We start from the raw sequence: 13344 nt of genomic DNA on the forward strand, positions 1-13344 counted from the left end.
TAATTCCCTATATTCCTAAATGATTTTGTAGTGCTTGACGCATTTTAGCAACAGGGACTTCTTCCCTTTGCAACCAAATTTTTAATGCTGCTGCACCTTGTTGAACTAGCATTTCTAAACCATCAATAATCACGGCACCTTGTTGTGCTGCTAGGTGTAAAAATTTTGTAGGTTTGGGGATGTAAATTAAATCATAGGCGATCGCACCCGCTGGTAATTTCTCCATTTCCTCAGCACTTAAAGGAGATTGATCTACATGAGGATACATTCCCACAGGAGTAGAATTTACTAACAAGTCAGCTTGAGAAATTAAGTTTGGTAATTCTTCCCAATTATGAACTTGAAACTTATCTATAAAGGGTGAATTTTCCCAACTTTGACGAAAATCTTTTAACTTATATATATTTCTTCCTACTACATGAATCTCTGAAAAACCTAGCTGAATACAACCTGCAACAACCGCTCTAGCAGCACCACCATTTCCTAAAATAACTGCTTTTTTTTGACTCCAATTTTGTTGATAAGTAGTTTGTAAAGGAGCAATAAAACCTTCTACATCGGTATTTGTTCCCACCCATTTGTCACCCTGACGAGTCACAGTATTAACTGCACCGATAGCTTCAGCAACGGGAGAAATTTCTGATAATAAAGGGATGATAGTTTGTTTGTGGGGAATAGTCACACTAAAACCAACCACACCCATAGCAGCAAAACCTGCGATCGCAATTTCTAAATTTTCTGGTGCAATAGGAAAAGGTAAATAAACATAATCTAATCCCAAATTACTCAACGCTGCATTGTGCATCAAAGGTGAAAGGGAATGTTCTATGGGATGGCCAATAACTCCCAGTAATTGAGATTTTCCAGTAATTTGCTGACAAAAATTATGATCTTGGTTATTCATCATCACAGAGATTGCAAAAATTAGTTATAAGTACCCAAGCAAAATTAATTTAACATATTGAGTGAAAACAAAAACGTCTGTATTCCTTAGCTGTTCCCTGTTAAGAGTTCCCTGTTCCCTCTCCCAAATATAAAATTTATTTTGCACGACTACTTATAGCAGGTGACTGGTGACTGGGTTAAAAGTCTGTTTGTATCTGAGTCTTATGATCAGTTAATGTCCTAACCGCCCTGTCTATTGCTATAACTAAAATTATACTTAATTAAAGTCAAAATCATGGGGATTTTAGCTATTGGAGATATACAAGGTTGTGCTACTGCTGACGTTCCGGTGGTGAAAAAACCCTTGCTTCCTACTCCAAAACATTAAAATTAATAGATATTCCTGCATCCCATTGGGACTTTTTAGAAAATACTTGTTTAGACTTTTGGGAAACAGATACTCATTTTTTTGTTCATGCTAATGTTTACCCCCATAAACCATTAAATCAACAACCAGAATATATGTTATTTTGGGGAGGTTTTGAAGACGCAACTCCTCATGATTCTGGTAAAAAAATGGTTTGTGGTCATACATCACAAACGAGTGGTTTTCCTAATGATTTAGGTTCTGCTATTTGTATAGATACTTGGGTAGATGGATTAGGTTGGTTAACTTGTTTAGATGTCACTAATGGAGAAATTTGGCAAGCTAACCAAAAAGGTAAAAAACGCCAAGGTTATTTATCATCAACTGAGTTTTTAATTAAATAAAATAGCCCAGTTGTATTAAACAACCAGGCATAATAGGAAACATTAAACTACTACCACCAAATCATCATTAATTTTAACCAAGATTGATTTTTACAACCTTATTCTTTTCTTCCACCAACTTAGGCAAAGTCAGATGTAAAATACCATCTTTGTAGTCAGCCGTAACTTTAGTATTTTGAACGGCTACAGGTAAAGGAATTACCCGTTGAAACCGACCATAATAAAATTCACTTCTGGTTTTTGTTTTATCTTCTGCATCATGTTGGAATTTACGTTCTCCACTGATAGAAACAGAATCTTCTGTAACTTGAATATCTAAATCTTTAGCTTCCATGCCAGGAATTTCTAATCTGAGGATTACCGCATCATCAGTTTCTGTCATTTCCGCAGCAGGAATTCTGGCAACATTAGTTAAATCTTTTAAAGTAGCTGGTACAAAATCTTCAAATAGACGATTAACACTACGTTCTAGAGTGTCAATTTCTTTCCAGGGGTTGTAACGAATGAGTGTCATATACTTGTACCTCTATATTGTTAGGTGTTCGTTGCTTGAGTTGTTTATTTAACTCTTTGATTATTATCTTAGGAATGTTTGAAAATAATGTAAATTCGGTTTTTATCACTTATGAAATGATAATTACCGTACCAATATTTTTGTAGATAAATGTTTTCGGTTTCCACGAATATTTATAGTTCGGTTAACCCTAAAACTAAAAATTAACAACTGAAAATTAAACCAGATCCCTATCCAATTAATAACTAGACTGCTATTCTAAAAGTATTAACAATACTTAACATTAATCCTGATATGCAAACAGTCATAGCACCCTCCACAACTCCCATTCCCGGACAATACTGGCAATGGAGAGGACATAATATTTACTACGTAAAAGCAGGAGATCCACACCCCCAGCGTCCATCTTTACTTTTAGTACATGGTTTTGGTGCTTCCACTGACCACTGGCGAAAAAATATCACTGAACTTTGCCAAGATTTTCAAGTATTCGCTATTGACCTTTTAGGCTTTGGCAGATCAGAAAAAGCTAAATTAGAGTACAGTGGGCAATTATGGCGGGAACAACTGCGAGATTTTATTAGTGAAGTTATTGGTGAAAAAACAGTAGTAGCGGGTAATTCCCTTGGTGGTTATGCTTGTTTGTGTGTGGGTGCAGAATATCCTGATCTTGTTGCTGGGGTAGTATTACTTAATAGTGCGGGGCCTTTTTCTGAAGTAGAAACTGTAAAAACCCAAATTCAACCAACCCAAAATCCTGTACAAAAACTGATTGGTAAAACCTTTAAATGGACTTTTAAACAACGTTTATTTCAGGCTGTATTATTTCAATATCTGCGTCAACGTTGGGTAATTCGTCGTACTTTGGAAAAGGTTTATTTAGATAAAACTGCAATTACCGATCAATTAGTTACAGAAATTCAACGTCCAGCTTTTGATCAAGGTGCTTTAGATGTGTTTGTTTCTGTTTTTAGCACTCCTCAAGGGGAAAAGGTGGATGTTTTACTCCAAAAATTAACCTGTCCTTTATTGTTGTTATGGGGTGAAGGTGATCCTTGGATGAAAGCACGGGAACGTTCGCAAAAATTCCATCAATATTATCCCCAATTAACAGAACATTTTATCAATGCTGGTCATTGTCCCCATGATGAAGCACCAGATCAAATAAACTCTCTGTTCCGAGATTGGGTTTTATCAATTAATTAGTTGTAGGGTGCGTTAGCTGTAGGGTGCGTTAGCGATAGCGTAACGCACCATTATCAAAATATCATTATCAAAATTTTAGTGCGTTACAAACTTCGTTCTAACAAACCCGACGAATATGTAAATTGTAAATATTCTATTTAACTACATAGGATTTGATTTTTTCTTCTAGTTGACTATTAATAATTTCTTTACCTATTTCTGGTTTTTCTAAATTCACTCTCACAAAGTTTGTACTATCTGTCCCTGTGAATTTTTTATCTTGGTTGGAGTCTTTGATAATTTTAATTAAAATGGCATTTTCACTGGGGATAATTTCCCAATTTATCAGTTGAGTGTTATTAGGTGTTACCTGTTGTAGATTTTTACCAGATAAATCAGAAGTATAACCGATGATGCCATCTTGGTTATTCAGTTTATTATCGTTATTGGTATCTTGATCAATAATTTGATATGACCAAAATTTTGTAGCTGGTTGATCTTTTGGTTTTATTTCTAATAATTTATATGCTTTAATAATTGCTTTTTTATCTAATAAAAGATGGGATTCACCACTTTTTTGATTATAAAAAATCATGTTATAGGTTTTATTTTCTCTTTCATAGGAACGAGAGAGATTTAAGTCAATATTTGTATCTTGTTCTTGATCAGGTAAATTTACAGGAATCATGATATGGTCTGATGATTGCTGAATTATTAAATCACCATAGGTAATATTGTCGGGATTGTTAAATATATTGATATTATTTACTGGTTTTTGCTGAGGATTTTCAGCTTTGTTCGCTTCACAAGACACAGCAAGAATAGATAAAGTAATTGCTGTCAGAGTTTTTTGGATATTGGAGATTTTCATTCAGTTTAAAATTAAGTCTTTCCCTAAATATCTAAACATCTAAAAACCTGATCAGGGTTGACCAGGTTTTAGCGAATTAGAATTTCCAAATTGTTTAGATTAAGTAAGTGATTGAAAGTCAATAACTAGGGTGGACATTAAAACTACAAGTTCAGCATTTTTACGTTTTTCCGTTTTAGGATTTGGCGCGACTATTAAGTCGGAATGCCACTTTTTGATATTAGATGCTAAATCTTGCTTGGGCTTCTGACAGGGGACACTTTGGTCATTGCCCGGTTGGTTGTTTTTGTTCTGTGTCCTTACATATTTAATCTAACATCTCCTAATGCAAATGCAATTACTTATTTACTAAACTTGATGTTTTGTTGCAATTAGCAATATTGGTAATGGGTAATTGAATTATTTATCACCCACTCACCCACTCACCAAATTACCACTCCCACATAATTCCTGTATTGTCGAAATGATCGGTAACGATGCGGCCGATATTGTCTATTTGGCTGATATCTTCGGGAGAAAGTTTGATTTCTCCGGCTTTGGCGTTGTCTTGTGCTTGTTGGGGATATCTTGCACCGGCGATCGCATTTGTTTGAGGTTGGGCAATTAACCAAGCTAATGCTAACTGTGCTAAACTACAGTTATACTTTTTAGCTATGGGTCTAAGTTTATCTAAAGCTTGTTGAGCGCGTTCAAAATTTTCGCCTTGAAATAATCTGTTTTTAGCTCGGTTATCTTCTGGGGGAGATTGATGTCCTGCTGCAAATTTGCCAGTTAATAAACCTTGGGATAGAGGTGAATAAGCCAAAATAGAGATATTGTTTTCCACACAATAGGGCATGGTATCTGTTTCTACATTGCGCCAAAATAGGGAGTAAGCTGGTTGTAAACTATCAATGCGTCCATATTGGGCAGCTTCTGCTAGTTGTTCACGAGAGAAGTTAGAAACACCGATAGCGTGAATTTTACCTTGTTCTTTGAGGTGGTTTAAGGCGCTCATGGTTTCTTCGATAGGGACAATTTCACTGTTAAAAGCACCAGATGGCCAATGAATTTGGTAAAGGTCTATATAGTCAGTGTTAAGATTTTTGAGGGAACGTTCACAAGCTTCTATGACTTGTTGATATTTGAGATGACGGACAAAAACTTTAGTTGCATATTCCACGCGATCGCGCACATCTGACAAAGCTTGAGCTACAATCTGTTCAGAATGTCCATCACCATAAACCTCTGCGGTATCTATAGTTGTAATTCCGTTCTCGTAAGCAGCACGAATGGTTTTAATTGAGTCTGCATCTTCAATTCCCACCCACATTCTTTTTCCTGCTTGCCAAGTTCCCATTAAAATAGGGGTAATTTTGACGGTAGATGTACCTAATGTGCGTTTTTCCATAATTTTTTCTCTGTTTTCTCTAAATTTTTTATTTTTTGCACCTGTTACAGTGATGAGGAAACCCAATCAACTTTTAACCTGATTACCTGTGATTTGTCATCTATCATCTGTATCAAAACCACATTAAAGTTAAATTAAATGCTCATGGAAATGACTACTACTGTTCATGCTCTCAAAGAATGGGCTATAGCTGTAAATGCTTTGGAAAGCGGCCAAGCAATTATGTTACTGCGTAAAGGCGGTATCAATGAACAGGGGGGAAGTTTTAGGGTTGCCCATGAACAGGTTTTACTTTACCCTACTTATGAGCATCAACAGTCTTTTATGCTCAAGGATGAATATTCTAACCTGGTTTTTCCAGTTACATCAGGATGGCATCCAGAAACAATTTCTATCAGTAGTTGGGCAGAAATTACAGATATTTTACCAGTTGCAGATAAGTCTGTTGTGAATGAATTATTGCCTTTTCATATTTGGAATGAGCATTTTATTAGCGATCGCCTAAAATGGAAAGCTAGTAAACCTTTATTTGTGCTGTTATTACGAACTTATAAACTACCTCAAGTACAGCATATTCCTTATTCACCTAAATATGGTGGTTGTAAATCTTGGATTGATTTATATGAACAGGTAGAATTAGAAGGTTCAGAACCTGTTTTATCTGATCATGTTTATGATCAATTAGTTAAGGATATTTATGGAATTATTGGCGATCGCTTATATGCTGTATCTTATTAAAGATAGTCAATGATGAAAACTTTTCTAGGGACGTTAAACGCAACGCCTCTACAGTGTCTATACAGCAGATTGCAGATCAATAAGGTACATAATCAAAATTGAAACCTAGACACCAAGCTAGTTTCACTCCTGACTCCTGACTCCTGAATTCTGCTGTATCAATTAATGACAATTGTCAACGCCAGATTTGTTTAGTTTTCTTCCTCCTCAGTCATGCCAGGATTAATTAGTGTAATATCGTATTCACTCGCATCAGTTTGTTCTGAAGGTCGAGTATTTTTTAACAGATAATAAATAGCACGTACATTGGGACCAAAGGTGATTTCGTCTTCGTTTTTTAAGTCATGGTCAAGAGCCTTACGTCCATTAATCATCAGACCATTGGAACTGGGTTTACCTTTGGGATCACCATCAAGAATTCGGTAATAGAAGCCTGAGTTATTACCTTTGCGTGGTAATCTGACTAATGTGGCATGGTGACGGGAAACAAATTGTGAAAACAAGCGGATATCACATTTTTTATCCCTACCGATAGAATAGATGGGACATTCAAGAGGGCATTCTTTTCTCCCTTGATCGTCTTCAATAATCAGGAGATGGCTTTCATTCGGTTCAGCTGGCATTGAAAGATGGTTACTAAAATTTGTGGAACTTTGATTTTGATGTAAAAGAATTTGTTTGGTATTTTTGTTGACCATTCTTCACAAAATTTTTTGACATTCAATTTAATAAGCTAGGAAATTACATATTATTAAACTGTGATTAAGTTTGGTAAGAGTATATTTGTTAGCATCATTACTATTTCTGAGTCTTGATGCTGTTTAATCAAATATCTCTCACCATCAAATCTATAAGATTCACGTAATTAACTTCCCAGTGATAATTTTACAACCGATGAGTAAAACTTCGCAATAAAACTGAGTTTGTCACCACACTAACTGAGCTAAAAGCCATGAGAGCAGCGGCACTGGATGGACTGAGAACAAAGTGAAAATGAGGTAATAAAACTCCTGCGGCTAAGGGAATACCAATTGTATTGTAGGCAAAAGCCCAGAATAAATTTTGACGTATTTTCCTAAATGTTACACGACTAAGTTGAATTGATTGCACAACATCACTGAGACAATCACGCATTAATATTATTTCGGCGGTTTCCATGGCTACATCTGTGCCAGAATGTAAGGCTATGCCCACATCGGCTTGGGATAAGGCGGGAGCGTCATTAATCCCGTCTCCTACCATGGCGACGATGGATTGAGGAGTGATTGTAGTTTCTCCATTTTGCAGAGATTGGATGGCACTGGCTTTTTTGGCTGGAGGGATACCTGACATGATATCGTTGCTATCTAGTCCTAATTGTTGAGCAATCGCATTGACGGCTTCTAATCTATCGCCACTCAATAATATGACTCGTAAACCCATCTGATGTAATTTATCCACGGTTGCTTTAGCATCAGACCTCAAGGTATCAGTCACGGCTATTAAACCAGCTAAGGTATCACCAATGGCAACATTAATCACTGTTTTACCTGTCGCGGCTAATGTTTCTGCCTGTGCTTGGGCTGTTTCACTGATTGTAATTCCTTGCCAGTTCAACCATTCCCTGTTTCCTAAAAGTACGGTTTTTCCTTCTACTACCGCAGATACTCCCATACCTGGTTCTGTGTGAAATTCTTCTGCATGGGGAATGGATAAATTTTGCTGTTTTGCTGCTTGGTTGATGGCTTTGGCTAGGGGGTGATAAGTACCGCTTTCTACTGCTGCTGCTAGTTCTAGCAGTGATGATGCTGTTAAATCTGTAAATGTCTTGCAGTCTGTAACTTGAGGTTTACCTGTGGTGAGAGTGCCTGTTTTATCAAAGACTACAGTATTTAATTTGTGGACTTTTTCTAACACATCTCCACCTTTAATTAATAAACCTTGTTCTGCACCTATACCAGTACCGACAAGAATGGCTGTGGGTGTAGCTAGTCCTAATGCACAGGGACAGGCAACCACCATGACGGCGATCGCTAATTTTAAACTAATTAATAGTCCAGAGTTGTTGATATTGGCTACTTGTTGATGTGTTCCATGACTGATCATTTCCATTCCACCAGCAATATTTATATCTGGCCAAATGTGAGTTCCCAAAAAGTACCAAAATACAAAGGTTAGTAAGGAAGCAGTTAACACCCCATAAGTAAAATAACCAGCGACTGTATCCGCTAATTTCTGAACTGGTGCTTTACGGGTTTGGGCAGTTTCTACTAAAGCGACAATCTGGGCTAATGTGGTATCATCACCGGTTCTAGTGGCTTGAATGGCGATCGCCCCTGACTGATTAATTGTTCCCGCTGCAACAGCATCTCCGGTTTGCTTAACTATTGGTACAGATTCCCCAGTTAACATAGATTCATCTACGGTAGTTTGTCCAAACCGTACTTCACCATCAACGGGTATTTTATCTCCTGGTAAAACTTGCAACCATTCACCAACCCGCACCTGTTCTGCTGGCATCTCAATAATATTTGCCCCAGCGATCAACTTCTCTGTCTCTGGGTTAACAATTAATCTCGCTGTTTGGGGTTGGAGTGCTAATAATTCCCGAAATGCCAATGCAGCTTTACCTCTAGCCTGTTTTTCTAAGGTTCTTCCCAAGAGGATAAACCCCAGCATCATCACTGGTTCATCAAAAAAGCATTCCCAACCCATTTGGGGAAACAACAACGCCACCAAACTAGCGGTATAAGCCGTCAGCGTTCCCAAACTGACTAAGGTATTCATATTTGGCGCACCCCGTCGCCAACCTAACCAACCATCGTTAATAATGGGACGGCCGGGAATAAGTAATGCTAATGTGGCTAGTCCACAGTGAAACCAGATGTTATTCAAGATGGGGATAGTATTCCCAAAATGCCCAATTCCTGAAAATAGCAATAAGACAAAAGCAATGAGCAACTGTCTAAAAGCTGCTTGCATTTCCTGACGTTGTTTCGTTTCTGGATCTAATTTATTTTTATTTGCTTGACTGTGAGCGGTGCGGGGTTGTGTCGGAAAACCCGTAGCTGTTAATGCTTGTGCCAGTGCATCTGCATCTACAGTACCAACTTTTGTTTCCACAACGGCTACTTCTGTGGCTAGGTTAACGCAGACATTTTTAACTTCTGGATGTTGATTTAGCTGTCTTTCTACGGCTTTCACGCATCCAGCGCATTTCATACCCCCTACATCTAGGATAATTTTCTCTGTAATTGGGGCATTTTCTGGGGTAAGTTGAGTTTCTGGAACAAGTTGCATGAGAGGTTGTTAAATTCGCTACGAAAATTCAATGCCTAACAAAAGACGTTTCTATTTTCAGTCTAGAATCAAAACCAATTTTGTAAACAGTAGCTTTACAGCTTCTACCGCTACTCTGATTCTCACCAATGCACTGGTTTACCAGTTTATTTCTCTTGATCAAGCCACTCGCCTAATTGCTGGCTTATTAAGTAGTCGTGCAAAATAAATTTCATATTTAGGGAAGGTGACAGGTGACAGGTGACAGACAAGAGATACAGAGATTTCTATTGTTTTCCCAAATGTGCAATTAATTTTGCCCAGGTACTTAATAGCTTGATGACATAGTTATTTTTCATCATCTATAAATCGTAATTTTGAACTTTGAATATAACCCTCATCAATCTCAAAAGCTAACCAATTTCTCCCTAAATTTTCCGCCACTCTTCCCGTCATATTTGAACCTCCAAAAGGATCTAAAACAATATCACCCGGTTCTGTACAAAGATTAATCACAAACTCTGGTAAAGCTGATGGAAATCTGGCAGGATGTGGTTTTAAACCTTCTGCTTTACAACGTTTTTGATAACCATCGTTAGAAGTTGTATTAGCAGCAGCAATCACATTAACAAGCTGACCTAAATCTTCTAATTCTGCATCAAATCTTCCATCAATCATATTCGGAGGAATTGCCCCACCCCTATCATTACCAAAGGTTTGAGAAATATCATGTCCCGATGGTCTAACTTTTGGCTGATAGCCATTTTTGAGTAGGTTTTTCATTGACTTACTATAAGGTTTTAACACCCTTCTATTATTAGCTTTAGGGTGCGGTTCTTTAGATAACCACCAAACAGTATTTACTGCATCTTTCACCCTTTCTCTACGAATTGTTACCCATTCCAGTAGGAAGTTTGGCGGGATTATACCAATATAATTCCTGGGCTAAATAAAATCCTAATCCACCTTTTTCTATTGATTTACATAAAGAAATAACTAATTCAAAATGATAAAGAGAACGAACAGGTTTTCCTTTAATCCAACTTCCACCAATATCAATTACTAAAGATCCTGTCGGTTTGAGAATTCGTTTAAATTGAACTGCAAAATCATAAAACCATTCAATATATTCATCAGCATTTACATTACCATATTCCTTTTTTCTCAACAGTGCAAAAGGTGGAGAAGTACAAATCAAATCAATACTTGCATCAGGAATAATTTTCAGTAATTCTCGACTATCACCTAAATAAGCATCACCTAATTTTGTTGAATAATAAGGATTAATATTTAACTGCATATTAATTTTTTTTCATTAGTAATTACTCTTTCCTGTGGCCTGCACCCTGTAATTTTAATTACCTTTAAGTATTAATTCCCAAATTCCCAGATTTGACACCCACATAAAAGCAATGTTTCTGTAAAATTAGGTAAAGTAATATTTCTACCTAATCTACCAAAGATCATAATTAACTCATGCAACTGCAACTTAGAGGATCAAAATCTACCCTGGCTTCCCTATTGTTAATTGCCCCTTTTTTCCTTTGGGGTACAGCAATGGTAGCAATGAAAGGTGTCATACCTCATACCACACCATTATTTATGGCAGGAGTACGTTTAATACCTGCGGGGGTATTAATTCTCATTGCAGCTGCTATTATGGGCAGACCTCAACCCCAAGGATGGTTAGCATGGACATGGATCATGATCTTTGCCCTTGTTGATGGTACGCTATTTCAAGGTTTTTTGGCAGAGGGGTTAGTAAGAACTGATGCGGGGTTAGGTTCAGTGATGATTGACTCCCAACCTTTAGCCGTAGCCTTACTGTCCTTGTGGTTATTTAAAGAACATATTGGTATCTGGGGATGGTTAGGGTTAGGATTGGGAGTAGCTGGTATTAGTCTGATTGGTTTACCGGAAGAGTGGATTTTTAATCTCCTTGATTCTGGTGTAAAAATTACAACTGATAATTGGCAAGAGTTATTTAACAGCGGTGAATGGTTAATGTTATTAGCCGCATTATCAATGGCTGTAGGCACTGTCATGATCCGCTATGTATGTAGATACGCTGATCCGGTAACAGCTACAGGGTGGCATATAATTTTAGGTGGTTTACCATTGTGGGGAATTTCTGCGGTTGTGGAAGGGCAACAGTGGCAAAATTTAGTATTATCTGATTGGTTTGCTTTAAGTTATGCAACCATATTCGGGAGTGCGATCGCTTATGGGTTATTTTTCTATTTTGCATCTAGTGGTAGTTTAACAAGTTTAAGTTCTCTCACTTTTCTCACACCTATTTTTGCATTGCTTTTTGGACATCTTTTACTTTCGGAAGTGCTGACCCCTATTCAATGGGTAGGAGTTTTTCTAACTTTAATTAGTATTTATTTAATTAACCAACGAGATAACTTAGGCAGTCAAAAAACTACTCAGCAGTCACCAATTTTAGAAACATCTGCTACAAATCAAAGGAAGTCTGTTACTTTAGCGGTAAGAGATTCTGAACCAAAAGTCTAACCAAAAGTCTAGATATCACAAATCATTGGGAGAATGAGAAGATGAGAAGAACAAGGAAGACCCGGTACAATAAACCATTATCAATTACCCGTCACCTATTATTACCTAGTTCTCGTTTTCTCCTTACATTTACTTGTTGTTTAGGTTTGGGTTTATCTGCAAATCATGTTATCGCAGCTATACCTAAACCAACACCGATCACAGAAACTATCCTCAGTCCAGGGATGAAAGGTGCGGAGGTACAGGTATTACAAATACAATTAAAGGCTTTAGGATACTATCAAGGCTTGATAGATGGAGATTATGGAGAGAATACTCAAAACGCAGTAGCTAAATTTCAGCAAGCAAAGGCTTTAGAAAGAGAAGATGGAATTGCGGATATGACAACTCAGTCTTTTATTACTGAACATATATCAGGTAAAACTGAGGTAAAAACTTATCCAATTCCCACCCCCAAAACTACTATTAATATTAATACTGATAGTCAACCTCAAACTGAAAAGAAGCAAATAAATTTTATCTGGTGGTCATTATTAGGTTTGGGAATTTTGGCAACTACTGGTGGTACTATTTTCTTGGTCAAAAAATTTAATAAAGTTGCAAATTCATCTACCATAGTTACTCCAAAATTACTAAGTCCATCTCCTGACAATCAAGAGAGATTATTGTTAGCATCAGCAAATATAAATTCACAGCCAACAACAGATTTATTGCAATTACAAACAAAACCCCTAGTTTCTCAACTCAATGTCTGTGAAGAATTGATGCAAGAATTACAAAGTAATAACTCCAAAAAACGGCGTAAAGCTATTTGGAAATTAGGACAGGATGGTGATTCAAGGGCTATTAAACCACTGGTAGATTTAATGGTTGATGCTGATTCTGAACAACAAGGTTTAATTTTATCAACCTTAGCAGAAATTGGTACTCGCACTATTAACCCGATGAACCGGGCTTTAGCAATATCTATTAGAGATGACAATCCTCAAGTTAGAAAAAATGCTATTCGTGATTTAGTGCGGATGTATGACGTAATGGGAAAAATGAGTAAAATTGTGCTTTATGCCATGGAAGATCCCGATCCAGAGGTACAGGAAACTGCTAAGTATGCCTTGAATCAAATAAACCGTGTCCGTACTATTCCAGAACAACAAATTTTAACAGATATGAGTACGGAAGAAAGTTGAATCAGGAATCAGGAGGGAAGTTAAAGAT

Annotated in this window: 12 protein-coding genes and 1 pseudogene; 6 read left to right on the top strand and 7 right to left on the bottom strand. The window is 37.0% G+C overall.

The annotated features are described in order from the left end of the window. Positions 1-7: 7 nt before the first annotated feature. Positions 8-904: a shikimate dehydrogenase gene (locus WJM97_RS04420; protein WP_353933106.1), complete on the bottom strand. Its 897-nt coding sequence runs from the start codon at positions 902-904 to the stop codon at positions 8-10. 503 nt (positions 905-1407) lie between these two features. Here WJM97_RS04420 and WJM97_RS04425 point away from each other — a divergent pair. Next, positions 1408-1656, top strand: a complete 249-nt coding sequence (locus tag WJM97_RS04425) for a hypothetical protein (protein WP_353931834.1) — start codon at positions 1408-1410, stop codon at positions 1654-1656. Positions 1657-1729: 73 nt separating this feature from the next. On the opposite strand, the gene WJM97_RS04430 is transcribed toward WJM97_RS04425, so the two are convergent. Further along, positions 1730-2170, bottom strand: coding sequence for an Hsp20/alpha crystallin family protein (locus tag WJM97_RS04430; RefSeq protein WP_353931835.1), 441 nt, complete (start codon positions 2168-2170; stop codon positions 1730-1732). A gap of 294 nt (positions 2171-2464) precedes the next feature. Between WJM97_RS04430 and WJM97_RS04435 the strand changes: the two genes are divergently transcribed. After that, a complete protein-coding gene (locus tag WJM97_RS04435) occupies positions 2465-3376 on the top strand; it encodes an alpha/beta fold hydrolase (protein ID WP_353931836.1) in 912 nt (303 codons plus the stop codon). 133 nt (positions 3377-3509) lie between these two features. On the opposite strand, the gene WJM97_RS04440 is transcribed toward WJM97_RS04435, so the two are convergent. Both WJM97_RS04440 and WJM97_RS04445 read right to left on the bottom strand, forming a co-directional pair. Beyond that, positions 3510-4226: a hypothetical protein gene (locus WJM97_RS04440; RefSeq protein ID WP_353931837.1), complete on the bottom strand. Its 717-nt coding sequence runs from the start codon at positions 4224-4226 to the stop codon at positions 3510-3512. A gap of 430 nt (positions 4227-4656) precedes the next feature. Beyond that, entirely contained in the window at positions 4657-5616 is a 960-nt protein-coding gene (locus WJM97_RS04445; protein ID WP_353931838.1) for an aldo/keto reductase, read from the bottom strand. A 138-nt stretch (positions 5617-5754) separates the two neighbouring features. Here WJM97_RS04445 and WJM97_RS04450 point away from each other — a divergent pair, with 138 nt between their 5' ends. Beyond that, positions 5755-6354 (top strand): DUF1802 family protein, encoded by a 600-nt coding sequence (locus tag WJM97_RS04450; RefSeq protein WP_353931839.1) that lies wholly within the window; start codon positions 5755-5757, stop codon positions 6352-6354. Between the two features lie 191 nt (positions 6355-6545). Here WJM97_RS04450 and WJM97_RS04455 read toward each other — a convergent pair whose 3' ends face one another. Both WJM97_RS04455 and WJM97_RS04460 read right to left on the bottom strand, forming a co-directional pair. After that, on the bottom strand, positions 6546-7052 hold the full coding sequence (locus WJM97_RS04455; RefSeq protein ID WP_353931840.1) for an FHA domain-containing protein: 507 nt from the start codon (positions 7050-7052) through the stop codon (positions 6546-6548). A gap of 187 nt (positions 7053-7239) precedes the next feature. Further along, positions 7240-9633 (bottom strand): heavy metal translocating P-type ATPase, encoded by a 2394-nt coding sequence (locus tag WJM97_RS04460; RefSeq protein WP_353931841.1) that lies wholly within the window; start codon positions 9631-9633, stop codon positions 7240-7242. 31 nt (positions 9634-9664) lie between these two features. Between WJM97_RS04460 and WJM97_RS04465 the strand changes: the two genes are divergently transcribed. Further along, complete coding sequence (locus tag WJM97_RS04465; protein ID WP_353931842.1) at positions 9665-9841, top strand: hypothetical protein; 177 nt, start codon at positions 9665-9667, stop codon at positions 9839-9841. A gap of 119 nt (positions 9842-9960) precedes the next feature. On the opposite strand, the pseudogene WJM97_RS04470 reads toward WJM97_RS04465, so the two are convergent. Beyond that, positions 9961-10912, bottom strand: a pseudogene (locus WJM97_RS04470) (site-specific DNA-methyltransferase). 176 nt (positions 10913-11088) lie between these two features. Between WJM97_RS04470 and WJM97_RS04475 the strand changes: the two are divergent. Then, the gene (locus WJM97_RS04475) at positions 11089-12129 is read left to right on the top strand and encodes a DMT family transporter (RefSeq protein WP_353931843.1); all 1041 of its coding nucleotides are present in this window, start codon (positions 11089-11091) and stop codon (positions 12127-12129) included. 41 nt (positions 12130-12170) lie between these two features. Further along, a complete protein-coding gene (locus WJM97_RS04480; RefSeq protein WP_353931844.1) occupies positions 12171-13316 on the top strand; it encodes a peptidoglycan-binding protein in 1146 nt (381 codons plus the stop codon). The last annotated feature ends 28 nt before the right edge of the window (positions 13317-13344 follow it).

Origin of the sequence: Okeanomitos corallinicola TIOX110 (genome assembly GCF_038050375.1) — a bacterium.
GTDB lineage: Bacteria > Cyanobacteriota > Cyanobacteriia > Cyanobacteriales > Nostocaceae > Okeanomitos > Okeanomitos corallinicola.